The organism is Brevundimonas sp. (assembly GCF_965278935.1).
Classification (GTDB): domain Bacteria; phylum Pseudomonadota; class Alphaproteobacteria; order Caulobacterales; family Caulobacteraceae; genus Brevundimonas.
On sequence record NZ_OZ257124.1, the window covers coordinates 1787846 to 1812999 of the forward strand.

The window sequence follows — 25154 nt, forward strand, 5'->3', positions numbered from 1 at the left end:
AGATGGCCTTGAAAACATACAATCCGACTTCGCCGGGCCGTCGCGCCCTGGTGCTGATCGACCGCTCGGAGCTCTTCAAGGGCCGTCCGGAAAAGTCGCTGACCGAAGGCCTGACCAAGTCGGGCGGACGTGGTCAGGGCGGTCGCATCGCCGTTCGCTTCCGCGGCGGCGGCGCCAAGCGCCTGTATCGCAAGATCGACTTCAAGCGTCGCAAGTTCCAGACGGCGACCGTCGAGCGGCTGGAGTATGACCCCAACCGCACCGCCTTCATCGCCCTCATCACCTATGAGGACGGCGAAAAGGCCTACATCATCGCGCCGCAACGCCTGAAGGCGGGCGACACGATCGTGGCCGGCGAGAAGACGGACGTTAAGCCGGGCAACGCCATGCCGCTGCGGGCGATCCCCGTCGGCACCATCATCCACTGCGTGGAAATGAAGCCGGGCAAGGGCGCTCAACTGGCCCGTTCGGCCGGCGCCTATGCCCAGCTCGTGGGTCGCGATCAGGGTTATGCCCAGATCCGCCTCGGCTCCGGCGAACTGCGCATGGTTCTGGACGGCTGCATGGCCACGGTGGGCGCCGTTTCGAACGCCGACCACATGAACCAGAACCTCGGCAAGGCCGGTCGCGTTCGTCACATGGGCTTCCGTCCGCACGTTCGCGGCGTCGCCATGAACCCGATCGACCACCCGCATGGTGGTGGTGAAGGCCGGACCTCTGGTGGTCGCACCCCGGTTACGCCGTGGGGCAAGGACACCAAGGGCACCCGCACCCGCAAGAACAAGGCGACGGACAAGTTCATCATCCGTACCCGCCACGTTAAGAAGGCTCGCTAAAGATGGCTCGTTCCTCCTGGAAAGGCCCGTTCGTCGACGGGTATCTGCTCAAGAAGGCCGACGCCGTTTCGACGTCAGGCCGCAAGGACGTGATCAAGACCTGGTCGCGCCGCTCCACCATCCTGCCCCAGTTCGTGGGCCTCACTTTTGGCGTCCACAACGGTCACAAGCACGTTCCCGTGCACGTGAACGAGGACATGGTCGGCATGAAGCTGGGCGAGTTCTCGCCCACCCGTTCGTTCCCCGGCCACGCCGCGGACAAGAAAGCGAAGCGGAAGTAAGATGCCAAAGACCAACAATCCCCGTCGCGTCGGTCTGACCGAAGCCCGCGCCAAGCTGGTGAACGTCCGGATCAGCCCCCAGAAGCTGAACCTGGTCGCCGCCTCGATCCGTGGTCTGCCGGTGCAGAAGGCGCTGAACGAACTCGAGTTCAGCCGCAAGCGCATCTCGGACGACGTCCGCAAGGTTCTGTATTCGGCCGTGTCGAACGCCGAAAACAACCACAACCTCGACATCGACAACCTGGTCGTCGCCGAGGCTTTCGTGGGCAAGAACCTGGTGATGAAGCGTTTCGCGAGCCGCGCTCGTGGTCGCTCGTCGCGTATCCTGAAACCGTTCAGCGAGATCACCATCGTGGTCCGTGAAGCCGGCGAGGCCGCCTGATATGGGTCAGAAAATCAATCCGATCGGTTTCCGCCTCGGCGTGAACCGTACCTGGGACAGCCGCTGGTTCGCCGACGGCCCGACCTACGCCCGTCTGCTGCACCAGGACCTGGCGCTGCGCACGTGGCTCAAGGAGCGCCTGAACGCCGCCGGCGTCTCGCGCATCATCATCGAGCGTCCGCACAAGAAGTGCCGCGTGACGATCTACGCCGCCCGTCCGGGTGTCGTGATCGGCAAGAAGGGCGCTGACATCGAGAAGCTCCGCAAGGACATCTCGGCCCGCACCGAAGGCGAAGTTCACCTGAACATCGTCGAGGTCCGCAAGCCCGAAACCGACGCCCAGCTGATCGCCGAGAACATCGCGCAGCAGCTGGAACGCCGGATCGCCTTCCGTCGCGCCATGAAGCGTTCGATGCAGTCGGCCATGCGCCTTGGCGCCAAGGGCGTTCGCATCAACGTGTCGGGTCGCCTCGGCGGCGCGGAAATCGCGCGGATGGAATGGTATCGTGAAGGTCGCGTGCCGCTTCACACCCTGCGCGCCGACATCGACTACGGCTTCATTCAAGCCAAGACGACCTACGGCATCATCGGCGTCAAAGTCTGGGTGTTCAAAGGCGAAGTGCTCGAGCACGACCCGATGGCCCAAGACAAGCGCTGGGCTCTGGAAGCTGCCGGTCCGTCGTCCAACGAAGGTCGCGAACGTGGTGGCCCGCGCGGTGACCGTGGTCCCCGCCGTGGCCGTGAGGGCTAAGGAACATGCTGCAGCCTAAGAAAACCAAGTACCGGAAGGCCTTCAAGGGCCGTATCCACGGCGCCGCCAAGGGTGGCTTCTCGCTGAACTTCGGTTCGTATGGCCTGAAGACGCTCGAGCCGGAACGCATTACCGCGCGTCAGATCGAGGCGGCCCGCCGCGCGATCACCCGCCAGATGAAGCGTCAGGGCCGTGTCTGGATCCGCGTTTTCCCGGACGTTCCCGTCTCGGGCAAGCCTGCCGAAGTCCGCATGGGCAAGGGCAAGGGCGCCGTGGATCACTGGGCGGCGCGTTGCCACCCGGGCCGGATCCTCTTTGAAATCGACGGCGTCGCCGACGACATCGCCCGCGAGGCGCTGCGTCTTGGCGCCGCCAAGCTGCCGGTCCGCACCAAGGTGGTCACCCGCCTGGACGCCGGTATCGCGCACGTGGAGCACGTCGCCTGATGACCAAGATCGCCGATCTGCGCTCGCAGACGCCGGACCAGCTGGGCGACCAGCTGCTCTCGCTGAAGAAAGAGCAATTCAACCTGCGCTTCCAGGCCGCCACCGGCCAGATGGAAAAGACTCACCGCGTTGGTGAAGTTCGCAAAGACATCGCCCGCATCTCGACGCTTCTGCGTGAGAAGCGGTCGGCCTCGTAAGGAAACCACTATGCCCAAGCGAATTCTCGAAGGCGTGGTCGTGTCCGACAAGGGCGACAAGACCGTCGTCGTCGTCGTCCAACGCACGCTGCTGCACCCGGTCATGAAAAAGATCGTGCGCCTGTCCAAGAAGTACCACGCCCACGACGAAGCGAACGCTTTCAAAGAGGGCGACATCGCCCGCATCGTCGAGTGCGCCCCGAAGTCCAAGCTGAAGCGTTGGGAGGTCCTCTCGAAGGACACCCCGGCCTCGGCGTCGTAATCAGAGGGATCTGACACTATGATCCAGATGCAAACTAACCTGGAGGTCGCCGATAATTCGGGCGCCCGCCGGGTCATGTGCATCAAGGTGCTCGGCGGCGCTAAGCGTCGCTACGCCTCGGTGGGCGACACTATCGTCGCCTCGGTCAAGGAAGCGATTCCTCGTGGCCGCGTCAAAAAGGGTGAAGTGGTTCGCGCCATCGTCGTGCGCACCGCCAAGGACATCCAGCGCAAGGACGGCTCGGTCATCCGCTTCGACAAGTCGGCCGCCGTCATCGTCAACAAGCAAAACGAGCCGGTCGGCACGCGGATCTTTGGCCCGGTTCCTCGCGAACTGCGCGCCAAGAACCACATGAAGATCATCTCGCTGGCCCCGGAGGTCCTGTAACCATGGCCGCCAAGATCAAAAAGGGCGACCGCGTCGTCGTCCTCGCCGGCAAGGACAAGGGCCGCACCGGTGAAGTCACCAAGGTGCTGCCGACCGAAAACCGCGTCCTGGTCCAGGGCGTGAACATGGTCCAGCGCCACACGCGTCCGACCCAGGGTGACCCCCAGGGCGGCATCAAGAACAAGGAAGCGTCGCTTCACCTGTCGAACGTCGCGATCGCCGACGCCAACGGCAAGGCGAGCCGCGTCGGCTTCCGCATGGAAGGCGACAAGAAGGTTCGCTTCGCCAAGACGACCGGAGACGTCATCTGATGGCCGATACCAAATACACCCCCCGGCTCAAGACCGAGTTCAACGACCGCATCAAGGGCGTGATGACCGAGAAGTTCGGTTACACCAACCCGATGCAGATGCCGCGTCTGGACAAGATCGTCCTGAACATGGGCATCGGTGAAGCTGTCGCCGACTCCAAGAAGGCCAACGCGGCTCTCAAGGATCTGACCGCCATCGCCGGTCAGAAGGCCGTGGCCACCAAGGCTCGCAACTCCATCGCCGGCTTCAAGCTGCGCGAAGGCATGGTCATCGGCGGCAAGGTCACCCTCCGCGGCGACCAGATGTACGAGTTCCTGGACCGTCTGATCACGATCGCCCTGCCGCGCGTGAAGGACTTCCGTGGCCTCAAGCCGACGTCGTTCGACGGTCGCGGCAACTACGCCATGGGCCTCAAGGAACACATCGTGTTCCCGGAGATCAACTACGACCAGATCGACCAGATGTGGGGCATGGACATCATCGTCTGCACCACGGCCAGGACTGACGACGAGGCGCGCGCGCTTCTGACCGAGTTCAAGTTCCCGTTCGTGAAGAACTGAGCGGGAAGGGAAAAGCAAAATGGCAAAGAAAAGCGCCGTAAACCGCAACGAAGCCGTCAAGGCCCTGGTTGCGAAGTATGCCGCGAAGCGGGCCGCCCTCAAGGCGACCGCCAACGACGAGAGCCTGCCTCTGGAAGAGCGTTTCGACGCCCGCCTGAAGCTGGCCGAGCTGCCGCGTAACTCGGCCGCCGTCCGGATCCGCAACCGCTGCGAAGTGACGGGCCGTCCGCGGGCCTTCTATCGCAAGCTCAAGATGAGCCGGATCGCGCTGCGCGAACTCGGCAACCTGGGACAGATCCCGGGCCTGACGAAGTCCAGCTGGTAAGGGGAGCGACAGACATGATGATCAACGATCCCCTGAGCGACATGATCGCTCGCATGAAGAACGCGGCCATGCGCAAGCGTTCGAAAGTGCTCACCCCGGCCTCCCGTCTGCGCCAGCGCGTCCTCGACGTGCTGCAGGACGAAGGCTACATCCGCGGCTATTCGCTGGTTCAGAACCCCGGCGAGTTCCCGCAGTTCGAGATCGAGCTCAAGTACTTCGACGGCCAGCCGGTCATCGCTGAAATCGCTCGCGTGTCCAAGCCGGGCCGCCGCGTCTATTCGGCGATCACCGACCTGAAGCCGGTCAAGAACGGCCTGGGCATCTCGATCCTTTCGACTTCGAAGGGCGTCATGTCCGACGCTGCCGCTCGCGACGCCAACGTCGGCGGCGAAGTCCTCTGCAGGGTCTACTAAGATGTCCCGTATCGGAAAACGTCCCATCACTCTGCCGAAAGGCGTGACCGTCACCATCGACGGCCAGACCGTGACCGTGAAAGGCCCCAAGGCCGAGCGTTCGTGGTCGGTCGCCGAGGAAGTCGAAGTCACCCAGGAAAACGGCGAACTGAACCTGGCGATCCGCGCCGACACCCAGCGCGCTCGCGCGATGTGGGGTCTGTCGCGCACGCTGCTCGACAACATGGTCGTCGGCGTCACCGAAGGCTTCGAGCGCACGCTCGAGCTGGTCGGCGTCGGTTACCGCGCCGCCATGAAGGGCAACGACCTGTCGCTGCAACTCGGCTTCTCGCATGAAGTGGACGTCAAGGCTCCGGCCGGCGTGACCTTCGCGGTGCCGAAGCAGACCGAGATCAAGATCTCGGGCCCGGACAAGCAAGTCGTCGGCGAACTGGCCGCCAACATTCGCAAGCTGCGTCCGCCGGAGCCCTACAAGGGCAAGGGCGTCCGTTATGCCGGCGAGAAGGTGCGCCGCAAGGAAGGCAAGAAGAAGTAAGTCATGGCAACGACTCTCAAGCAAAAAGCCGTCCGCCGCACCGAGCGCAACCGTCGTCGCCTCAAGGCGATGGGCAATGGTCGCCTGCGCCTGTCCGTGCACCGTTCGGACAAGAACATCTCGGCCCAGATCATCGACGATCTCAAGGGGATCACGGTGGCTTCGGCTTCGTCGCTGGAAGGCGACAAGGCCGGCACCTCCAAGGGCTCCAACGTCGAGGCCGCTGCCGCGATCGGCAAGCTGGTCGCCCAGCGCGCCATCGAGAAGGGCGTCACCGATGTGGTCTTCGACCGCGGCGGCTACATCTATCACGGACGGGTGAAGGCGCTGGCGGATGCCGCGCGTGAAGCCGGCCTGAACTTCTAAGGACCGCACAGATGGCGCAAGCACCTCAACGTGGCGGCGGCGGCAACGACCGCAATCGTCGCGACAACCGCAACGGCCCCGTCGCCGATGGTCCGGATTCGGACATCGTCGAAAAGCTGGTCCACATCAACCGCGTTGCGGCCACCGTCAAAGGCGGCCGTCGCTTCTCCTTCGCAGCCCTGATGGTCGTCGGTGACGGCAAGGGTCGCGTCGGTTTCGGTCACGGCAAGGCGCGCGAAGTGCCGGAAGCCATCCGCAAGGCGACCGAAGAAGCCAAGAAGACGATGATCCGCGTTCCCCTGCGCGAGAACCGCACCCTGCACCACGACGGCGCTGGCCGTTGGGGCGCCGGCAAGATCATGATGCGCGCCGCCCCTCCGGGAACCGGCGTCATCGCCGGCGGTCCGATGCGTGCAGTCCTGGAAACCCTCGGCGTCCACGACGTCGTGGCCAAGTCCACGGGCTCGTCCAACCCCTACAACATGATCCGTGCGACGTTCGAGGCTCTGAAAGTCCAGTCCTCGCCGCGCCAGGTCGCTTCGAAGCGCGGCAAGAAGGTCTCCGACCTGATGGGCCGCCGCAACGACGGCGCCTCGGCGCCGGTCGAAGCCGAAGCCGTGGAGTCCTGAGCATGGCCGAGAAGAAAACCGTCACCGTCAAGCAGACCGGTTCGCCGATCCGCCGCAAGAACGACCAGCGCGCCACCTTGGTGGGCCTGGGTCTGAACCGCATGGGCCGCGAGTCCACGCTGGAAGACACCCCCTCGGTTCGCGGGATGATCGCCAAGGTCGCCCACCTGACCGAGATCGTCGAGAAGTAAGCCTTTTCCTTCCCTTCGGGGGAGGCGGGGCGATCGGTGAGGGCGGCTCGCGAGAGTCGCCTTTACTGCTTTCCGGGGAGCCGCTATAGCGCGCGACCTTGAAGTTCCGGGTTCGGCTCGTTTCGCCGTTCCCACTTGAGACCAACAGCCGAGTCCGCTGTCTCCAGCGGGCGCTAGCACCCGAAAGGATCAGGCACATGAAACTGAACGAAATTCGCGACAACGAAGGCGCCCACAAGAAGCGTATGCGCGTCGGCCGTGGCCCGGGTTCGGGCAAGGGCAAGACCGCCGGTCGCGGCGTCAAGGGCCAGAAGTCGCGTTCGGGCGTCGCCATCGGCGGCTTCGAAGGCGGCCAGATGCCGCTGTACATGCGTATGCCAAAGCGCGGCTTCAACAATCCGAACGCGCTGAAGCTGGCCGAAGTGAACCTGTGGCGTCTGCAAGACGCCATCGACGCCGGCAAGCTGGACGCCAAGGGTGAGATCAAGGGCGACGCCCTGGTCGCCGCCGGCGTGATCCGTCGCGTCAAGGACGGCGTCCGCATCCTGGGCACCGGCGAGATCAAGTCCGCCCTGACGCTGGTCGTCTGGTCGGCCTCGGCCGGCGCCGTGAAGGCGATCGAAGCCGCCGGCGGCTCGGTCGTTCAGGAGCGTATCGCTGCTGAAGCCAAGGCTGCGGCCCGCGTCGAGAAGCGCAACCTGGCCAAGGGCAAGGTTCCGGCTCCCAAGGCTCCTCGTGGCGACGCCAACAAGATCTCGGCTCGCACGACCCGCACGGCCGCCAAGGCTTAATCCAATAAAGCGTGGGGGGCGGTCTCGCTAAGGGGCCGCCCTTCGCCTATCTGGACGAAGGCGTCGGATTCGGAAGCGGATCGGACGCCGCGTACTGACAAGTCGGGGTAACGACATATGGCTTCGGCCGCCGAACAACTCGCCGCCAATATGAACATGGGCTCGTTCGCGAAAGCGACCGAGCTTCACAAGCGTTTGCTGTTCACGCTTGGCGCGCTTCTCGTCTACCGCATCGGCACCTATGTGCCGATCCCGGGCATCAACTCCGCCGCCTTCCTGCAGTTCTTCCAGGATCCGGACGGACAGCGCGGCGTCCTGGACATGTTCAACATGTTCTCGGGCGGCGCCGTGGAACGGATGGCCGTCTTCGCGCTGAACGTGACGCCCTACATCTCGGCCTCGATCATCGTCCAGCTGATGGGCAGCGTGTATCCGCCGTGGGAAAAGCTGAAGAAGGAAGGCGGCGAAAGCGGCCGTAAGCAGCTGAACCAGTACACCCGTTACCTGACGGTGTTCCTGGCTCTGGCGCAGTCCTTCGGCATCGCGGCGGGCCTCAACGCCCAGCCCGGCCTGATCGACGAGCCCGGCATCTTCTTCATCGCCACCACGGTCGTCTCCCTGACGGGCGGCACCATGTTCCTGATGTGGCTGGGTGAGCAGGTGACGGCGCGCGGCGTCGGCAACGGCATCTCGCTGATCATCTTCGCCGGTATCGTCGCGGTCCTGCCGGGCACGGTCGCCCGCATGCTGGGCCTGGCCCAGCAGGGTCAGATCTCGGCCTTCGCCCTGCTGTTCCTGGTCGTTCTGGCCGTGGCCACGATCGTCTTCATCGTCTTCATGGAGCGCGCACAGCGCCGCCTTCTGATCCAGTATCCGAAGCGCCAGGAAGGCAACCGTATGGCCGGGGGAGAGCGTTCGTTCCTGCCGCTGAAGGTGAACACCGCCGGTGTCATCCCGCCGATCTTCGCCTCGTCGCTGCTGCTTCTGCCGACCACGGTCGCGCAGATGACGGCGACGGCGGACCTGCCGGAATGGATGAGCTGGCTTCCGCTCGTGACCGCTCAGCTGAGCCACGGCCAGCCGCTGTTCATGGCCCTGTACGCCGGCCTGATCATCTTCTTCTGCTTCTTCTACACCTCGATCACCTTCAACCCTGAAGACACGGCCGAGAATCTGAGGAAGTACGGCGGCTTCCTGCCGGGCATTCGTCCGGGCAAGCGCACGGCGGAATATCTGGACTACGTCCTGACCCGCCTGACCGTCATCGGCGCCGCCTATATCACCGCCGTCTGCCTCCTGCCGGAGCTGATGGTCGCCCAGATGGGCAACAGCCTGTACTTCGGCGGCACCTCGATCCTGATCGTCGTGTCGGTGACCATGGACACCGTGGCGCAGATCCAGTCCCAACTGCTGGCTCACCAGTACGAAGGCCTGATCAAGAAGGCCCGCCTGCGTGGTCGTGGCGGTCGCGGCGCGCCCGCGCCCGTCCGCCGCTAGAAGAAGAAGTCGGGGGAGCCTGAACATGAACCTTATCCTGTTCGGGCCCCCCGCGGCCGGCAAGGGCACCCAGGCCAAGCGGCTGGTCGAACAGCGCGGCATGGTCCAGCTGTCGACCGGCGACATGCTGCGCGAAGCGATCGCCTCGGGTTCCGAGCTGGGTCGGCAGTGCAAGGAAATCATGGCCCAAGGCGGTCTGATCGCCGACGACATCGTCATCGCCCTGATCGAAGCCCGCTTGAAAGAAGCCGAAGACGCCGGCGGCGCCATCTTCGACGGCTTTCCTCGCACGATCGCCCAGGCCGAAGCCCTCGACGCCATGCTGGCCAAACTCGGCAAGCAGATCGACCGCGTCGTCCGCCTCAAGGTCGATGACACGGCGCTTCTGGAACGCGTCGCCAAACGCTACGCCGACCAGGGCCGTCCGGACGACAATCCAGAAAGCTTCAAGGTCCGCCTGGAAGCCTACAATCGCAACACCGCGCCCCTGCTGCCCTACTATGGCGACAGGGACCTGCTGACCGAGGTTGACGGCATGGGCTCGATCGAGACCGTGGCCGCCGCCATCGACACGGCGCTGGACGCTTCCTGAGTCTGAACCGGAGCTGAGCCTTCGCCGTGCCCGTGCGTTCAGCCGGGCATGGTAGAAGCGAGCGTGTTCCATTCTCCATCCTCTCCACGGTCGGGACGTGTGGGCCGGGCCGGCGCCGTGGCGCTGGTCGTTCTGGTCCATGCGGGTCTGTTTGCGGCCGTCGGCATGGGACGGGTGGCGTCGATCGACGTCCCTGTTCGCGCGCCGATCGAGGTCGAGTTGTTCCGTCCGGTCACCCCGCCGCCCCCACCACCGCCCCCGACGCCGGCCGAGGTCGATCCCGGAGGAGGGGCGCCCGCCGCGCCGTCGCGCGTGCACGTCACACCGAAGCCGCCCGAGCGACCGCCTGAACTCCCTGTCATTCCGCCGACGCCTGCGCCGATCCCGACGCTGGTCGTCGGAGCCTCGCCGACCGCCAGCCTGAACACCGGCCTGGGTCAGGGCGGGGAGGGGAGCGGCACGGGCTCGGGAACCGGCGAGGGAGACGGTCCCGGCTCTGGCGCGGGCCCCATCATTCTCCGCGGCGCCTCCAGTGGCGAGATTCTCGCCTTCGTGCCGCCGGAGGCGCGTCGTCAGCGGCGCGCGGGGCGCAGTGCGGTCAACTGCATCATCCGCGCCGATACCCGTCTGGAAGGCTGCCGCGTCGTTGATGAGTCGCCTGCCGGATTCGGTTTCGGAGACGCCGGCGTTCGGGTGGCCGAGACCCATTTCCGCTTTCGTCCGCCCACGATGGCGTCGGGACGGCCGGTGGACGGCTTCCGCGTCACGGTCACGGTCAACTTCGGCCGCCAGTAGGCCCCCGGCGGTTTGACAGCCGCCCGGCAATCACCCCCAGATGCGCCGCAGATTTGCGTTGGGGGCATTCATGACTTTGAGGTTCGGCGGAACGGCGAGGGCGATCGCCCTGGCTCTGGCGATGGGAGCCGTTTCGGTTCCTGCGGCGGCGCAGACCACGCCCGCCACCTATGTCCAGAGCATCGACGGCCTGATGCGTCAGGACGGCCTGCTGACCCTGTTCACCGACCCGGCCTCGGGCAAGGTCCTGCTGCAACTGCCGGCCCCCGCGGCTGACGGGACCCTGGCCCGGGTCATCCACCATACGGCCCTGCGCACCGGTGTCGGTTCGGCGGTCACCGGACTGGATCGCGCCCAGATCGGCCCGACCAACATTCTGGCCTTCCGCCGTATCGGCAAGCGCATCGTCGCGGAGTTCGAGGACCCTCGCTATCGCGCGCCGGCCGGATCGCCCGACGAACAGGCGGCGGCACGGGACGCCTTCGTCGGCTCGACGATCTGGGCGGGGGACGTCGTCGCCACGGCGCCCGACGGCTCGGTTCTCGTCGACATCTCCGGATTCATCACCCGTGACGCTCACGGTATCGCCCCGACACTGGCCCAGACCGGCCAGGGAACCCTGCGACCTGTCGCCGACCTGACCATGATCGACGCCTCGCAAGCCAGAGCCTTCCCCGACAATGTCGAGCTGGAGGCCCGCTTGACCTTCTCGGTCGACGGCCCGGGTCCCGTGCTGCGCCAGATCGCGCCGGACTCCCGGCTGGTGACCTTCACCGTCCACCACAGCTTCATCCGCCTACCGGACGTCGGCTACGCCCCGCGTCCCTACGATCCGCGCACGGGCGCGCTGAGCACCGTCGTGACCGACTTCTCAGCCCCTTTGGACGAACCCATCGTCAGTCGCCTCGCCAACCGCTTCCGGCTGGTGAAGACCGATCCTTCGGCCGCCCGTTCGACCGTGGTCGAGCCGATCGTCTTCTACGTCGACCGCGCCGCTCCCGAGCCGATTCGCTCGGCCTTGGTGGAGGGCGCGTCCTGGTGGGCGCAGGCTTTCGACGCGGCCGGCTACATCGACGCTTTCAGGGTCGAGGTCCTGCCCGAGGGCGTCGATCCTCTGGACGCCCGCTACAACGTCATCAACTGGGTCAACCGTGCGACCCGCAGTTGGTCCTATGGCCAGAGCGTCGTGGACCCGCGTACGGGCGAGATCGTCAAGGGCAGCGTCCTTCTCGGCTCGCTCCGCATCCGTCAGGACATGCTGATCTTCGAAGGCCTCGTCGGCGCCGACCAGACGGGGCGGGGCGGCCCGAACGATCCTCAGGCCATCGCGCTCGCCCGAATCCGCCAGTTGTCGGCCCACGAGGTGGGGCACGCCATCGGCCTGCTGCACAACTTCGCCGCCTCGACCCAGGGACGCGCCTCGGTGATGGACTATCCGGTTCCGCAGATCGCGGTGAACGGCGACCATCTGGACTTCGACGACGCCTACGCCGTCGGCATGGGGGGCTGGGACCGGTTCGCCATCGACTGGCTCTATGCCGACGTAGGGCAGGCCGAACTGGACCGCCGGGCTTCGGCCGGGGCGGTAACCTGGCGCTTCGTGTCCGATCCGGACGCTCGCGTCGGCGGTGACGCCCAGGCCTGGGGCAGTTTGTGGGACAACGGCTCGGACCCCGTCGCGGAATTGGATCACCTGATGCAGGTCCGCCGCGTGGCCCTGGACCATTTCGGGCTGGACAACCTGCCCGCCGGTTCGGCCGTCAATGACCTGCGGCGGCGCCTCGTGCCCATCTATCTCTATCACCGCTACCAGGTGGACGCGGTCGCAAAGCTCGTCGGCGGCATCGACTACGCCTATCCCGTCACGGGCGACGGGCATGAGGCGGCGACGCCCATCCCCGCTGCGACCCAGCGCGCCGCGCTGGCGAGCCTGATCGAGACCCTGTCGCCTGCCGCCCTCGATCTGCCCGATCCGCTGCTGGCTCTGCTGGCGGCCCAGCAATCGGGCGACAACGATCCTCAGCACGACATCGAGGTCTTCGCCACGCGTCAGGGCCGGGCCTTCGACGTCGGCAGCGCGGCCGAGGCGGCGGCCGACGTTACGCTCAACGCCCTGTTCGCACCCGAACTGGTCGAGCGGCTGACCGACATGGGCCGCCGAGACCCATCGACCCTCACCCTGACCGAGACCATCGACGCAGTGATGACGGCCGTGTTTGCGCCCGTCTCCGGCCGCCTCGCCGAACCCGCGCGCCGCGTTCAGGCCCGCACGGTTCTGACACTCGCCGGCTTGCTGCGGTCAGACGAGGTTTCAGCCACCACGGCGGCGGTCGTGTCCGACCGGCTCGAGGCCCTGGCCGGCCGTCTGGCTGCCTCGCGCAACGCCGATCCCGTCCAACGGGCCCACGATCGCTGGCTCGGCGCCCTGCTGCAGGACCGCGAAAGGCTGGACCAGTTGCTGGAGGCCAACCGGGTCGAGACACCCACGCCTCCGGGCAGCCCGATCGGCGCGGAGGCTTGCTGGCACTGCTCACCAGCGGCTTGACCGTTTCGCGACCACGTTCCAGCATTCGAGGTTCGCTGGGAAAGGCCGGGCGCGATAAGCAGTGTGGCGATCAATGTGGAGAGTCGCAGACGGTTCGCCATCGGCGCCGCTGTTGCGGCGCTTCATGTCGGCATCCTGATCTGGCTGGGGATCAGCGTGGTTCCCGTCCTGCCCGAGGCGACCACCCGGGCCATCGACGTCGTCATGCTGCGGCCACCGACCCCGCCGCGCCCAGACTCCGACAGCCCGATCTCCGGAGGCGGAGCGGTCTCGGCCCCCTCGACCGTTCACCTCGCGCCTGAACCGCGCCTCGATGCCGTGGAACTGACCGCGCCCGTTGAGCCGGCGTCGCTGCAGCCTCTGGTGCTGGGCGTCGCGCCTGTGATCAGCCCGTCAGCGTCTTCCGGCGCGGGAACCGGCGTGGGTGACGGTATAGGCGCAGGGGAGAGGCCGGGCGCGGGCGGCGGCAGCGCCGCGGTCCTGGTCGCGGGCCCGGCCCTGGCGATCATCACGCGCGACGTCGAATCCGCCTCGCTGGTGCGGGCCGATCGCTCCCATGTGGTCCTGCGTTGCCGGATCCGGCTGACCCAGCGCCTGGATCGCTGCCGGATCATCGGCGAGCATCCCCGACCCTCGGGCCATCGTCAGGCCGCCCTGTGGCGCGCGCGCGAGTTCCGTTTCCGGCCCGAGGTGCGAGCCGGTCGAGCCGTCGACGGCCGGCCGGTCGTCGTCGCGATCGCCTTTCCACCGCCCCAGGACGCCGAACCCGAGACCGGACCCGTTGACGGAAACTGAATCACCTGTATAAGGCCGGCTTCCGCGAAAGACGCGCACGCTCCTGGTCTGTTGACCGGAGCGGTTTCTGCGTCTGATCACGCGCATCTGGAGAGCTACGTGGCCCGTATTGCTGGCGTCAACATTCCGACCAACAAGCGCGTGGAAATCGCGCTTCAGTACATTCATGGCATCGGCCCCGCCGCCGCCAAGGACATCACCGGCAAGGTGGGCATCGAGGCCTCGCGCCGCGTGAACCAGCTGACCGACGCCGAAGTCCTGCAGATCCGCGAGACGATCGACAAGGATCACACGGTCGAGGGCGACCTGCGCCGCGAGACGTCGATGAACATCAAGCGTCTCATGGACCTGGCCTGCTACCGCGGCCTGCGTCACCGCAAGGGCCTGCCGGTCCGCGGCCAGCGCACGCACACCAACGCCCGCACCCGCAAGGGCCCCGCCAAGCCGATCGCCGGCAAGAAGAAGTAAGACAGACACATGGCCAAGGAACCGGGTCGCGTAAAGAAGCGCGAGCGCAAGAACATCACCTCGGGCGTCGCCCACGTGAATGCGTCCTTCAACAACACCATGATCACGATCACCGATGCCCAGGGCAACGCGATCTCGTGGTCGTCGGCGGGTCACATGGGCTTCAAGGGTTCGCGCAAATCGACCCCGTACGCCGCCCAGATGGCCGCCGAAGACGCGGGCAAGAAGGCCCAGGAACACGGCGTCAAGACGCTGGAAGTCAACGTTTCGGGTCCGGGTTCCGGCCGCGAGTCCGCGCTCCGCGCCCTGCAGTCGGTCGGCCTGACCATCACGACCATCCGCGACGTCACTCCGATGCCGCACAACGGTTGCCGTCCGCCCAAGCGCCGCCGCGTCTAGGCGACACCGACTACGCCTCCCCATCTCACGCCGGCCCTGTACGCACCTGACGAGGACGCGAGGGGCCGGCGAACTCCATTCGAGGGACACCCATGATCGAACGAAACTGGCAAGAACTGATTCGTCCCGAGAAGCCGCAGATCGAGCTCGGCTCGGACGCCCAACGCAAGGCCCGTCTGGTGGCCGAGCCTCTGGAACGCGGTTTCGGCGTGACGCTGGGCAACGCCCTGCGCCGCGTGCTGCTGTCGTCGCTGCAAGGCGCCGCCGTCACCGCCATCCAGATCGATGGCGTCGTGCACGAATTCTCGTCGCTGGAAGGCGTGCGTGAAGACGTCGTCGACATCGTGCTGAACATCAAGCAGCTGGCCCTGCGCATGCACGCCGAAGGCCCCAAGCGCATGACGCTGAAGGCCACCGGCCCCGGCCCGGTCACCGCCGGGCAGATCGACGTCCCTTCGGACATCGAGGTGCTGAACCCGAACCACGTTATCTGCACCCTGGATGACGGCGCTTCGATCCGCATGGAACTGACCGTCCAGAACGGCAAGGGCTATGTCGCTTCGGAGTTCAACCGTCCGGAAGACGCCCCGATCGGCCTGATCGCCGTCGACGCCCTGTATTCGCCGGTCAAGCGCGTCGCCTATCGCGTCGAGCCGACCCGTCAGGGTCAGTCGCTGGACTATGACAAGCTGGTGCTGGAAGTCGAAACCAACGGCGCCGTTTCGCCTGTGGACGCCGTGGCCTACGCCTCGCGCATCCTGCAGGACCAGTTGCAGATCTTCATCACCTTCGACGAGCCGAAGAAGGCTGTGGAAGCGACGGACGGCAAGCCCGATCTGCCGTTTAACCCGGCCCTGCTGAAGAAGGTCGACGAGCTGGAACTGTCGGTTCGTTCGGCCAACTGCCTGAAGAACGACAACATCGTCTACATCGGCGACCTGATCCAGAAGACCGAAGGCGAGATGCTCCGCACCCCGAACTTCGGCCGCAAGTCGCTGAACGAGATCAAGGAAGTGCTGACCTCCATGGGTCTGTCGCTCGGCATGGATGTGCCGAACTGGCCCCCGGAGAACATCGAAGACCTGGCCAAGAAGTTCGACGACCAGATCTAGTTTCAACCCTCCGCCCGGACCGTTTGTCGGTCATCGGAGCGGTTAGAATGAATGCGGTCCAAGGTCCCTGAAGAGGGAAACCCGGACCGGAGTAGGAGAGACCCCGATGCGCCACGGCGCCGCCTATCGCAAGCTCGGCCGTACGGCCAGCCACCGGACCGCCATGTTCGCCAACATGGCTGCGTCGCTGATCAAGCACGAGCAGATCACGACCACCCTGCCCAAGGCCAAGGAGCTTCGCCCCTTCGTCGAAAAGCTGGTCACCCTCGGCAAGAAGGGCGATCTGCACGCCCGTCGTCAGGCCATCAGCCACGTCCGTGACGTGACCCAGGTCGGCAAGCTGTTCGAAACGATCGGCCCGCGCTACGCCGAACGGAACGGCGGCTACATCCGCATCATGAAGGCCGGCTATCGCCACGGCGACAACGCCCCGATGGCCGTGATCGAGTTCGTCGATCGCGACGTCGACGCCAAGGGCCAGGACTCCGGTCCGGTCTATGCGATCGAGGGTGACGACGAAGCGTAAGCTTCGACGCCAGGCCAGAGCTATCGAGGGCGGCCCGAGCGATCGGGTCGCCCTTTTGCTTTTCCGCGCGCCGGTGCACGGTGGGGCCGATGAGCCTCTCGATCGTCCCCTACAGACCCGACCACGCCGCCGCCTGGATCGCCCTCAACGAATACTGGATCCTTGCTGGCGGCTACGCTCTGGAGGCCAAGGACCGGCTGGTGCTGGACGACCCGGAAGGCTCGATCCTGTCGAAGGGCGGCGTCATCTTCATCGCCGAGCGGGACGGGGAGGCGGTCGGCTGCTGCTCCCTGATGGCCATGCCGGACGGCGGCTTCGAGGTCGGCAAGATGGCGGTTGCATCGAACGCGCAGGGCCTCGGCCTGGGTTGGCGGCTGCTAGAGGCCTGCGAGACCCACGCCCGGTCCGCCGGAGCGCCGCGCCTGTATCTGGAAACCAACAGCTCCCAGACCCACGCCATCGCCCTGTATGACCGGTTCGGTTTCGTTGACCTGCCGCCACAGCCGACGCCGTACGCCCGTTGCAATGTCTGGATGGAGAAGCGCCTGTGACCGACCTGATACTCTACAGCCACCCCTTTTCCTCCTACTGCCAGAAAGCCATCGTCGCCTTCTACGAGAAGGACCTGCCGTTCGAGCAGCGCATGCTTGATAGCGAGGGGGCGATGGCCGAGTTGAAGGCGCTCTGGCCCTTCGGCCAGTTCCCTGTGCTGAAGGACGGCGACCGCCGCTTCGCCGAAGCCTCGATCATCATTGAACGCCTTGACCAGATCTCCCCAGCGACGCCGATGATCCCGACCGAACCGGATCTGGCGCTGGAGGCGAGGTTCATGGATCGGGTCTTCGACAACCACATTCAGACCAACCAGCAGCGCATCATCTACAACGCCATTCGCGCCGAGGCCGATCGCGACCCCCTCATTGTCACCGAGGCAAAGGCCAGGCTGGACACGGCTTACGCCTGGCTCAACGACGTCATGGCGGACCGGACCTGGGCGGCGGGCGAGGCCTTCACCCTGGCCGACTGTGGAGCGGCGCCGGGCCTGCTCTACGCTCATTGGACCCATTCGATCCCGAAGGAACACGTCCATCTCTGGGCCTATCGACGTCGTCTGCTGGCCCGGCCGTCCTATGCCCGGGCGCTCGACGAGGCGCGACCCTACCGCGACTACTTCCCGCTGGGCGCGCCGGACGAAGACTGAACGCCTAGTCGGTCACCGCATAGACCATCACGCCCGTGGCGATGGCGAGGTTCAGGCTGTCCGCCCGCCCACGCATCGGGATCTTGACGTTGACGTCGCAGGCGGCGGCCAAGGCATCGGTCAGGCCTGCCTGTTCGTTGCCCATCAGGATCAGGCTGGGTCTGGCGTAGGCGGCGTCGCGATAGCCGACCGTGGCGTCCAGCCGGGTGCCGACGACGCTGCCGGGCCAGGTTTCGCGCCAGGCGAGGAAGGCCTCGGGCGTGCACCGTGCGATGGCCACGGCGAAGACCGAGCCCATGGTGGCGCGGACGGCCTCTACCGAGAACGGATCGACGCAGTCGCCGATCAGGATGACGCCGCCGCAACCGGCCGCGTCGGCGGTGCGGATGATGGTGCCGAGGTTGCCGGGATCGCGGACCTGCTCCAGCGCGACCCAGCAGGGGGCGGTCTCGGGCTTCAGGGCCGACAGGGGCGTGTAGGCCTGTTCGAAGACGCCGAGCACGGTCTGGGGATTCTCCCGACGGCTGATCTTCTCGAGGATCGGGTGGGTCACGACGACGATCTCGCCGCCGGCCTTCAGAGTCTCGGCCGTGGCGCGATCGAGCAGGGGATGCTGGCGGGCCTCCATGCCGACGAGCAGAATCTTCGGCGCGCGGCCCTGGTCGAGGGCTTCGCCGATGAACTTGAGGCCTTCGGCGAGGAACTCGCCGGTCGCTTCGCGCTCCTTGCGCATGTGCAGGGCGCGGACGGCCTTGACCGTGTCGTTGGTCAGGGAGGTGATGAGGCGTTCGGTCACTTCGACCACCGGGCGAAGAAACTCAGGCCGATGGCGCGGGCGTCGGGGCCGTCCTCGGACAGGGCCAGTTCGCCCCAGTCGATGCGTCCACCGCGGTCCGCCGTGGCCTCCTTCATCTGGTGGGCCAGCGACAGGCCCGAGATGCGGGCGGCGTAAGCGTTCAGCAGCAGGAAGTCGGCGTCGTCGGCCATAAGGGCGGCGCAGTCGGCGAGCAGGCCTGGCATGTCCTCGAACAGGCGCCAGACCTCGCCCGTAGGGCCGCGTCCGTATTTCGGCGGGTCGAGGATGATGCCATGGTACCTGGCGCCGCGACGGACCTCGCGCGCGACGTATTTGCGGGCGTCCTCGACGATCCAGCGGATCGGCTTGTCGGACAGGCCGGAGAGTTCGGCGTTCTCGCGGGCGTAGGCGACCGACTTCTTCGAGGCGTCGACATGGGTCACCTCGGCGCCGGCGGCGGCGGCCGCGAGCGAGGCGACGCCGGTGTAGCCGAACAGGTTGAGAACCCTGGGGCGTTGCAGGGCGCGGATGCGCGCGTCGAGCCATTCCCAGTTGGCGGCCTGCTCCGGGAAGAAGGCGAGGTGGCGGAACGGGGTGAACCTGCCGACGAACTTCACGTCGCGCCAGCCGAGCGGAAAGGCGTCGATCGGGCCATGTTCGTCGAAGCGCCAGCGACCGGCATCCTCTTCCTCCTGCTGGGGATCGAAGACGGCGTTGGCGCGCTCGAAGGCGCCGGGGTCACGAGGCTTCCAGAAGCACTGGGGTTCAGGCCGGACGACCGTGTGCCGACCGTAGCGCTCCAGCTTGCGACCGTCCCCGCTGTCCAGCAGGGCGTAATCCGACCAGCCGCGCGTGACGAGAGTTTCTGGCAAGGTTGAGAGGACGGGCGGCATCGGCAAGGCTCTAGAGGCTGATCCGGAAAAGTGTAAGCGGTTTTCCGGTCGGATCGGGCTCCGGAATCAAGCCCGGCCTGGAGTCAGGGCATCGGCGGAACCGCGAGGCGAGTCCCGCTAGGCCGACCACGAGCCCGGCCCTCAGGCGGCCTCGCGTCCAGCTTCGACCTCAGCCAGGGCCGCGACGTCGATGGCCGGATCGCGGCGGTGTCGGGTCTTGTCCCAGGCGAACGGTTCAGCCGCCAGGCGCCAGACGGCGTGTCCGAACGCTAGGGTGAGCAGCGACCAGTAGGCGGGCGCCACGATCATATCGACGATGGTACAGGGCACGCCCGCCCGCCTCGCGCCGATCTTTCCGTTCATCCAGGCGGCGGCCATCCCGACGACCAGAACCGTCAGGGCGAACCAGGGCGACTCCGGCGGCAGGCCCGCCACAGTGGAAATGGCGATGGTGGCGATCAGCCAGGCCAGGGATGGGGCATGAGCAAGGGCGGCGAGGAGCGACAGCCCCAGGGTCATCATCAGGGATAGATGCCCCCGCCAGCCCATGCCCACAGGCGATCGGGTATGGACGCCCCAGGTCTGCATGAATCCTTTGAGCCACCGCGTTCTCTGGGGCAGCCAGTCGACCATGTCGCCGGGCGGCGTCTCATAGGTCGGACGACGCATGGTGCCGAGGCGGTAGCCACTGCGCCACAGGCGAAAGCCCAGATCGGCGTCCTCGGTCACATTGTGGGCGTCCCATCCGCCGACCGCTCGCAGGGCCTGCACGCTGAAGTGATTGCTGGTGCCGCCGAGCGGAAACGGAAATCCGAGCCGCGCCATGGCGGGCAGGGTGACCTCGAACAGGGCGGCGTACTCGACCGCGAACTGGCGACCAAGGAAGGACCTCTCGGAGCCGGCGGGCGGACGGATGCGCAGTGGCGCCTGGAGTGTGGCCAGACGGCCCGTTGGATCGGCGGCGAAACGGGCGGCGGCTTCGCGCAACTGCTGCGGATCCGGATCGTCCTCGGCGTCATAGACGGTCAGGAGCGTGCCCGAGCTTGCGGCCAGCCCGGCGTTGAGCGCGGCGGGCTTGGTGCGTGGACCGCCCGGTGGGACGATCAGCACCGTCAACCAGCCGGGCATCACACAGGCGGCGGCCGCGGCCTGGGTCGAATGGTCGTGGTCCTCCAGCAGCAGGAAGCCTTCGAGCCGTGTGCGGGGATAGTCGATCGCGTCGAGGCGCTCGACGAGTTGGGGCAGGATTTCCGCCTCGTCGAGGAGGGCCGCGAGGATGGTGTAGCGCGGCAGGTCGATCGCGGGCTCCGGCTCTGGATCGAGGCGGAGGCTCGCCAAAATCAGCAGAACACGCCACGCTGCTGCCGCGAGGAAGACCAGCTGGGCCAGGAATATGAGCGCCATGCCCGTGGCCGGGCCATTCCTGGCGATGCTCCATCCCAGGACGCCGATCCCGACCGCGACGATGACGGACTGGCCGAGGCTCCACGACCGCATATCCGCGCGATAGGGATATCCGCTTCTCGCGATATGCGTGCCGCCCCCGATACGCGCCATGGTTAACGAAGTATCTCAAGGTTGTGCTTCGGGCAAGCCGTTGGCGCCGTCGCGGCAATGGGGCTATGCAGGGACGAGGCGGGCCCCGTTGGCGCGCCGGTTCTCCTTCAGGGGGCTCAGCGTGTCGGCTGAAACCGTAACGTCCTCGAACGCTTCGACCCGCTCGACCCGTAAGCCGAAAGGCGAGGGACATGCGCGCCGGGCCGAGATTCTCGCCGCGGCGGAGCGCATTTTCGTCGAGGTCGGATACGAGGGCGCCACGATCCGGCGGATCGCCGACGAGGTCGGTCTGTCGTCGACGGCCCTCTACATGCACTTCTCCGAGAAGAGCGAAATCCTGCACGAAATCTGCCGCCTCGCGTTCGCTCGGCTGCAGGCGGCGAACGCGGCGGTCATCGCCGAGGGCGGGTCACCGGACGTCATCCTGCGCAGGCTGATGGAGGCATACGTCGACTTCGGCTTCGAGAACCCCAACGCCTACCGCCTGACCTATCTGACCCGGCCCATCGAGGCGCGAGACGGGGCCCAGAGCGCGGCCCAGATGCTGGGCGGTGACCTGTTCCGGGCCTTTGAGGCCATCGTCGAGCAAGCCGGCGCGGCGGGCCATCTGAGGGGCGACGCACGCGCGACGGCCCAGACGCTGTGGGCCGGAGTGCACGGCGTCGTCTCGCTGATGATCACCAAGCCCTATTTCAACTGGGTTGACCGCAGCCTGTTGACCCGGACCATGCTTGACGCCCTGTTCACGGGGCTGCTGAAGCCGTGATCAGGGCTGATAGGGCTGGGGCCCGCCGGCGCCGCGGGCGATGTCGGCCGAGGTGGTCAGGGGGGCAGAGCCACCGTTGAGGCGGGCCTTATAGACCGCCATGTTTTCCATCACCCGCATCATGTAGTTGCGCGTCTCGGTGAAGGGCGCGCACTCGATGAAATCGACCGGGTCGACACCGCCGCCCGCGACGCCGCCGCGCGGATCGCCGCAACGGGCGACCCATTGTGGGCTGCGCGCGGGACCGGCATTGTAGCCGACCGTAGTCAGCAGCATGGAGCCCCGGAACTGGCTCATCAGCTCGCCGAGGTGATAGCTGCCCAAGGTCATGTTGTAATCCGGGTCCCACAGACGCTCGGCCGAGTAGCTCATGCCCAGACGACGGGCGACGCCCGAGGCGGTCGACGGCAGGAACTGCATCATGCCGCGCGCATCGGCGCCGGAACGGGCGCGTGGATCGAAGCTGGATTCCTGACGCGTGATCGCAAGGGTGAAGGGCAGGGGAGCGGCGCCCGCGACCTCGGGCGGGATGCGGATCGGATACTGGCGCTCGGGCAGCAGGAAGCCACGCTGGCTGGCCGCGCGACCCACCATCATGGCGCCGAAGCCGTCGCCGTAACCCCGCGTCATGTCCATCAGCAGGGCGAGATCGTTGATCCCCGGCAAGGTGTCGTCGAGGTGATAGGCGAAGACGCGGTACAGGCTCATCTCGCCGGTCTCGCCAAGGATGCGGGCGGCGCGGACGACCTCGTTGGCCTCGAAGGCGCCGACGTCGTTCCGGGTCGGGACGGGTTCGGGGGGCAGGGTCAGAATCGTGATCCCGGCCTTCTCGGCGGCCAGCTGGCCGTAGAAGGTCTGAATGTGACGTGCGCCGCCCTGATAGAAGGCCTGGGCGCGGGCCTGATCGCCCTGGGCCTCGGCGGCGCGGCCCAGCCAGTAGAGGGCGCGGCCCTGGGTGATCGGGGTCGAGGACGACTGGCGCAGGGCCTCGAAGTGACCGGCTGCGCGGGCGGGATCGCCGAGCTTGGTCAGAGCGACCCAGCCGGCGAAGAACTCGGCGTCGACCTTGCGTTCGCCCGAGGGGAAGCCGTGACCGGCCATGGCGTCATAGGCCGCGCGCCATTCGCGACGCTCCAGGGCGTCGAGGAAGTAGTTGCGGCGCTCGTTCCACAGGGCGGTCTGGCCGTCTGCGTGCAGGGGGGCGGGCGGCAGGGCGGAAAGGAGGGCGAAACCCTCGGACTGGCGGTTGGCGGCGCGCAGGATGCGGACACGCTCCAGAACGACGGCCGGGTCCATCGCCTGCGACGGCGACAGGTTGGCGACGACGCTGTCGGCCGAATAGGCGCTACGCAGGGTCATGGCGGCCTGGGCGGTGGCGCGGCGCTCCGGAGAGACCAGATTGAGCATGGCGCGCGTCGCCGGGCCGTGGGGGCCGCTGAGCAGCATGTTGAGGCGGGCGTCGTGGTCGCGCTGGGTGAGCGTCGACCCCCAACGGGTCAGGATGCGGGCCTGGGTCGCCTCGTCGAAGGACTGGGTCTGCCACCACTCCTGAATCAGCAGCCGGGCTTCGTCGGAACGACCGCGCTGATCCAGAGCGTCGGCCAGGGCAATGGCGCCTTGGACCGTGGTCGGGCGGGAGGAGCCGAAGAAGGCGAGCGTCGCGTCGGCGCCCATACCCGCGCGTTCCAGCGCCTGTTCGCCGGCCGCGATCCGGGCCTCGGCGCGGGGCCAGGCGCGCAGGGACTGAACGTCGTTGGACAGCTCGGTGTAGGACAACTGGGGGGCGGCGGTGTCGACCAGCGCCCATTCGACCAGTTTGCGGGCGGTCGGATCGCCGATCCGGGAAATGGCGCTCTGCGTGCCGATCACGTCGCGGGCGCGGGCGGCGGCCAGACCCTGACGGAAGGAGGCCGTGTCGGCGTCGCTGAGAATGCGGGCCTGATAGCCGCTAGGGCCCGCCACATAAGGGGTCGGCTGGCGGTTCAGGTCGGCCGTTTGCGGAATCGGCGCGAGAACGGCCAGTACGGCCGCGAGGCTGGTCGCGAGCATGATGTGTCCGATCCCCATTCATCCCGGTTGCGGGTTTGAGCCCGGCAACCTACCCTCTTCGCGTCTCGTTCAGGCGCCCGTCGCCAATCCCCACGCAAGGTAGACTTGTTTCAATGACCGCCCCCTTGTTCAAGGGCGTGATCACCGCCCTGATCACACCACTTCGTGACGGAAACGTGGACGAAGCCGCCTTCGAGGCTCTGCTGGAACGCCAGATCGCCGCCGGGGTTCACGGCGTCGTGCCCATGGGCACGACCGGAGAGAGCGCCTCCCTGACCGGCGACGAGCATCGCCAGGTCGTCGAACTGTGCGTCCGGGTCGCGGCCGGGCGGGTGCGGGTCATCGCCGGCTGCGGGTCGACCGCCACCGACAGGGCCCTTGGCTACACCCGGCATGCCAAGACCGTCGGGGCCGACGCCGCCCTGATCGCCACGCCCTATTACAACAGGCCGTCGCAGGCGGGCTTGCAGGCCCACTTCGAAGCCATCGCGAATGCGGTGGAGCTTCCGCTGCTGCTCTACAACGTGCCCAGCCGGACGGGTGTGGACATGGCGGATGCGACCGTGGCCGCGCTGGCGGCGCATCCGAACATCGTCGGCATCAAGGATGCGACCGGCGACATGGGGCGGGCGAGCTGGATGCGCGTCAACATCGGTGGATCCTTCGCCCTGATCACCGGCGACGATGCGAGCTTCCCCGGATACCTGGCCCACGGCGGCGGCGGAATCATCTCTGTGGTGTCCAACGTGGCGCCCGAGGGGATGGTCGCTCTGTGGAACGCCATCCAGGCCGGAGATCGCGCCCTGGCCCTGTCATGGCAGGACCGGCTGAGCGGACTGGCCAAGGCGTTGTTCCTGGACAGTTCGCCGTCGCCGGCGAAGTACGCCCTGTCGCGTCTGGGTCTGTGTACCGAGGAAATGCGCCTGCCGCTGGTCCCGACCAGCGACGCGGTGAAGCCGGCGATCGATGCGGCGATGGCGGCGGCGGGTCTCTGATGGCCACGACGAAGGAAAAGGCCGCAGCCACCGTCAAGGCGCCGATCACCAAGGCCAAGCTGATCGCCGAGAATCGCCGCGCGCGGTTCGACTATTTCCTCGAGGACAATCTCGAGGCCGGGATCATGCTGCTGGGAACCGAGATCAAGGCCCTGCGAATGGGCCGGGCCAATATCGCCGAAAGCTATGCGGCGGTCGAGGGGCGCGAGATCGTGCTGATCAACGCCGACATCCCTCCGTACGCCCAGGCCAACCGGTTCAATCACGAGCCGCGTCGGCCGCGGAAACTGTTGCTCCACAGGAAGCAGATCGATCGGCTGATCGGCGCGGTCCAGAAGGACGGCCAGACGATCATCCCGCTGAAACTATATCTGAACGATGACGGCAAGGCGAAGCTCGAGATCGCGCTCGCCAAGGGCAAGAAACTTCACGACAAACGCGAAGCTTCGGCTGATCGCGACTGGGCGCGGGACAAGGCCCGGCTCATGCGCGACAAGGGCTGAGG

35 protein-coding genes are annotated in these 25154 nt (G+C 66.7%); 31 read left to right on the forward strand and 4 right to left on the reverse strand.

Annotated features, from left to right (window positions below; all coding sequences use genetic code 11):
• The first annotated feature begins 2 nt into the window (after positions 1–2).
• From rplB to ACQY68_RS08940, 28 genes are all read left to right on the forward strand, one after another.
• Positions 3–836, forward strand: coding sequence for a 50S ribosomal protein L2 (rplB, locus tag ACQY68_RS08805; RefSeq protein WP_428149003.1), 834 nt, complete (start codon positions 3–5; stop codon positions 834–836).
• 2 nt (positions 837–838) lie between these two features.
• Positions 839–1117: a 30S ribosomal protein S19 gene (gene rpsS / locus ACQY68_RS08810; RefSeq protein WP_013268924.1), complete on the forward strand. Its 279-nt coding sequence runs from the start codon at positions 839–841 to the stop codon at positions 1115–1117.
• 1 nt (position 1118) lies between these two features.
• Positions 1119–1499, forward strand: a complete 381-nt coding sequence (gene rplV / locus ACQY68_RS08815) for a 50S ribosomal protein L22 (RefSeq protein ID WP_298158552.1) — start codon at positions 1119–1121, stop codon at positions 1497–1499.
• Position 1500: 1 nt separating this feature from the next.
• Entirely contained in the window at positions 1501–2250 is a 750-nt protein-coding gene (gene rpsC, locus ACQY68_RS08820; protein WP_428149004.1) for a 30S ribosomal protein S3, read from the forward strand.
• A gap of 5 nt (positions 2251–2255) precedes the next feature.
• A complete protein-coding gene (gene rplP, locus ACQY68_RS08825; protein ID WP_298158555.1) occupies positions 2256–2696 on the forward strand; it encodes a 50S ribosomal protein L16 in 441 nt (146 codons plus the stop codon).
• A complete protein-coding gene (gene rpmC / locus ACQY68_RS08830) occupies positions 2696–2893 on the forward strand; it encodes a 50S ribosomal protein L29 (protein ID WP_271085875.1) in 198 nt (65 codons plus the stop codon). Before rplP ends, rpmC begins: the two co-directional genes overlap by 1 nt.
• A gap of 10 nt (positions 2894–2903) precedes the next feature.
• Positions 2904–3155, forward strand: a complete 252-nt coding sequence (gene rpsQ / locus ACQY68_RS08835; protein WP_428149005.1) for a 30S ribosomal protein S17 — start codon at positions 2904–2906, stop codon at positions 3153–3155.
• Between the two features lie 18 nt (positions 3156–3173).
• Complete coding sequence (gene rplN / locus ACQY68_RS08840; RefSeq protein ID WP_077354965.1) at positions 3174–3542, forward strand: 50S ribosomal protein L14; 369 nt, start codon at positions 3174–3176, stop codon at positions 3540–3542.
• Positions 3543–3544: 2 nt separating this feature from the next.
• Positions 3545–3853 (forward strand): 50S ribosomal protein L24, encoded by a 309-nt coding sequence (gene rplX, locus ACQY68_RS08845; protein ID WP_298158563.1) that lies wholly within the window; start codon positions 3545–3547, stop codon positions 3851–3853.
• Positions 3853–4413 (forward strand): 50S ribosomal protein L5, encoded by a 561-nt coding sequence (gene rplE / locus ACQY68_RS08850; RefSeq protein ID WP_298158565.1) that lies wholly within the window; start codon positions 3853–3855, stop codon positions 4411–4413. Before rplX ends, rplE begins: the two co-directional genes overlap by 1 nt.
• 19 nt (positions 4414–4432) lie before the next feature.
• Positions 4433–4738, forward strand: coding sequence for a 30S ribosomal protein S14 (gene rpsN / locus ACQY68_RS08855; protein ID WP_271085878.1), 306 nt, complete (start codon positions 4433–4435; stop codon positions 4736–4738).
• Between the two features lie 14 nt (positions 4739–4752).
• Positions 4753–5151, forward strand: coding sequence for a 30S ribosomal protein S8 (gene rpsH, locus ACQY68_RS08860; RefSeq protein ID WP_271085879.1), 399 nt, complete (start codon positions 4753–4755; stop codon positions 5149–5151).
• A gap of 1 nt (position 5152) precedes the next feature.
• A complete protein-coding gene (gene rplF / locus ACQY68_RS08865; protein WP_428149006.1) occupies positions 5153–5686 on the forward strand; it encodes a 50S ribosomal protein L6 in 534 nt (177 codons plus the stop codon).
• Positions 5687–5689: 3 nt separating this feature from the next.
• The gene (rplR, locus tag ACQY68_RS08870) at positions 5690–6052 is read left to right on the forward strand and encodes a 50S ribosomal protein L18 (protein ID WP_428149007.1); all 363 of its coding nucleotides are present in this window, start codon (positions 5690–5692) and stop codon (positions 6050–6052) included.
• An 11-nt stretch (positions 6053–6063) separates the two neighbouring features.
• Positions 6064–6681 (forward strand): 30S ribosomal protein S5, encoded by a 618-nt coding sequence (gene rpsE / locus ACQY68_RS08875; protein ID WP_428149008.1) that lies wholly within the window; start codon positions 6064–6066, stop codon positions 6679–6681.
• Between the two features lie 2 nt (positions 6682–6683).
• Positions 6684–6872, forward strand: coding sequence for a 50S ribosomal protein L30 (rpmD, locus tag ACQY68_RS08880; RefSeq protein ID WP_428149009.1), 189 nt, complete (start codon positions 6684–6686; stop codon positions 6870–6872).
• 197 nt (positions 6873–7069) lie between these two features.
• Positions 7070–7663 (forward strand): 50S ribosomal protein L15, encoded by a 594-nt coding sequence (gene rplO / locus ACQY68_RS08885; protein WP_428149010.1) that lies wholly within the window; start codon positions 7070–7072, stop codon positions 7661–7663.
• A gap of 117 nt (positions 7664–7780) precedes the next feature.
• A complete protein-coding gene (secY, locus tag ACQY68_RS08890) occupies positions 7781–9160 on the forward strand; it encodes a preprotein translocase subunit SecY (RefSeq protein ID WP_428149011.1) in 1380 nt (459 codons plus the stop codon).
• A gap of 25 nt (positions 9161–9185) precedes the next feature.
• A complete protein-coding gene (locus ACQY68_RS08895; RefSeq protein ID WP_428149012.1) occupies positions 9186–9752 on the forward strand; it encodes an adenylate kinase in 567 nt (188 codons plus the stop codon).
• Positions 9753–9869: 117 nt separating this feature from the next.
• Complete coding sequence (locus ACQY68_RS08900; protein ID WP_428149013.1) at positions 9870–10547, forward strand: energy transducer TonB; 678 nt, start codon at positions 9870–9872, stop codon at positions 10545–10547.
• A 70-nt stretch (positions 10548–10617) separates the two neighbouring features.
• The gene (locus ACQY68_RS08905) at positions 10618–13092 is read left to right on the forward strand and encodes a zinc-dependent metalloprotease (RefSeq protein ID WP_428149015.1); all 2475 of its coding nucleotides are present in this window, start codon (positions 10618–10620) and stop codon (positions 13090–13092) included.
• Between the two features lie 63 nt (positions 13093–13155).
• A complete protein-coding gene (locus ACQY68_RS08910; protein ID WP_428149016.1) occupies positions 13156–13887 on the forward strand; it encodes a hypothetical protein in 732 nt (243 codons plus the stop codon).
• 99 nt (positions 13888–13986) lie between these two features.
• The gene (gene rpsM / locus ACQY68_RS08915; RefSeq protein WP_077357905.1) at positions 13987–14355 is read left to right on the forward strand and encodes a 30S ribosomal protein S13; all 369 of its coding nucleotides are present in this window, start codon (positions 13987–13989) and stop codon (positions 14353–14355) included.
• A gap of 9 nt (positions 14356–14364) precedes the next feature.
• Positions 14365–14754 (forward strand): 30S ribosomal protein S11, encoded by a 390-nt coding sequence (gene rpsK, locus ACQY68_RS08920; RefSeq protein WP_013268944.1) that lies wholly within the window; start codon positions 14365–14367, stop codon positions 14752–14754.
• A 92-nt stretch (positions 14755–14846) separates the two neighbouring features.
• Entirely contained in the window at positions 14847–15866 is a 1020-nt protein-coding gene (locus tag ACQY68_RS08925) for a DNA-directed RNA polymerase subunit alpha (RefSeq protein WP_271085891.1), read from the forward strand.
• Positions 15867–15972: 106 nt separating this feature from the next.
• Positions 15973–16392 carry a 50S ribosomal protein L17 gene (gene rplQ, locus ACQY68_RS08930; RefSeq protein ID WP_298163210.1) on the forward strand — a complete coding sequence of 140 codons (420 nt, stop codon included), beginning with the start codon at positions 15973–15975 and terminating at the stop codon, positions 16390–16392.
• An 89-nt stretch (positions 16393–16481) separates the two neighbouring features.
• Positions 16482–16943 carry a GNAT family N-acetyltransferase gene (locus ACQY68_RS08935; RefSeq protein WP_428149017.1) on the forward strand — a complete coding sequence of 154 codons (462 nt, stop codon included), beginning with the start codon at positions 16482–16484 and terminating at the stop codon, positions 16941–16943.
• Positions 16940–17593 carry a glutathione S-transferase family protein gene (locus ACQY68_RS08940; protein WP_428149019.1) on the forward strand — a complete coding sequence of 218 codons (654 nt, stop codon included), beginning with the start codon at positions 16940–16942 and terminating at the stop codon, positions 17591–17593. Before ACQY68_RS08935 ends, ACQY68_RS08940 begins: the two co-directional genes overlap by 4 nt.
• Positions 17594–17597: 4 nt before the next feature.
• Here the strand turns inward: ACQY68_RS08940 and ACQY68_RS08945 are convergent, their stop codons facing one another.
• The 3 genes from ACQY68_RS08945 to ACQY68_RS08955 all read right to left on the reverse strand — a co-directional run bounded on the left by ACQY68_RS08945 (position 17598) and on the right by ACQY68_RS08955 (position 20839).
• Positions 17598–18326: a TrmH family RNA methyltransferase gene (locus ACQY68_RS08945; RefSeq protein WP_428152619.1), complete on the reverse strand. Its 729-nt coding sequence runs from the start codon at positions 18324–18326 to the stop codon at positions 17598–17600.
• Between the two features lie 59 nt (positions 18327–18385).
• A complete protein-coding gene (locus ACQY68_RS08950; RefSeq protein WP_428149020.1) occupies positions 18386–19282 on the reverse strand; it encodes a class I SAM-dependent methyltransferase in 897 nt (298 codons plus the stop codon).
• A gap of 141 nt (positions 19283–19423) precedes the next feature.
• A complete protein-coding gene (locus tag ACQY68_RS08955; RefSeq protein ID WP_428149021.1) occupies positions 19424–20839 on the reverse strand; it encodes a glycosyltransferase family 2 protein in 1416 nt (471 codons plus the stop codon).
• 121 nt (positions 20840–20960) lie between these two features.
• Here ACQY68_RS08955 and ACQY68_RS08960 point away from each other — a divergent pair, with 121 nt between their 5' ends.
• Complete coding sequence (locus ACQY68_RS08960; RefSeq protein ID WP_428149022.1) at positions 20961–21605, forward strand: TetR/AcrR family transcriptional regulator; 645 nt, start codon at positions 20961–20963, stop codon at positions 21603–21605.
• Here the strand turns inward: ACQY68_RS08960 and ACQY68_RS08965 are convergent, their stop codons facing one another.
• A complete protein-coding gene (locus tag ACQY68_RS08965; protein ID WP_428149023.1) occupies positions 21606–23654 on the reverse strand; it encodes a transglycosylase SLT domain-containing protein in 2049 nt (682 codons plus the stop codon).
• A 113-nt stretch (positions 23655–23767) separates the two neighbouring features.
• Here ACQY68_RS08965 and dapA point away from each other — a divergent pair, with 113 nt between their 5' ends.
• Positions 23768–24649 carry a 4-hydroxy-tetrahydrodipicolinate synthase gene (gene dapA / locus ACQY68_RS08970; protein ID WP_428149024.1) on the forward strand — a complete coding sequence of 294 codons (882 nt, stop codon included), beginning with the start codon at positions 23768–23770 and terminating at the stop codon, positions 24647–24649.
• The gene (smpB, locus tag ACQY68_RS08975) at positions 24649–25152 is read left to right on the forward strand and encodes an SsrA-binding protein SmpB (RefSeq protein ID WP_428149025.1); all 504 of its coding nucleotides are present in this window, start codon (positions 24649–24651) and stop codon (positions 25150–25152) included. The genes dapA and smpB overlap by 1 nt, the downstream gene beginning before the upstream one ends.
• The last annotated feature ends 2 nt before the right edge of the window (positions 25153–25154 follow it).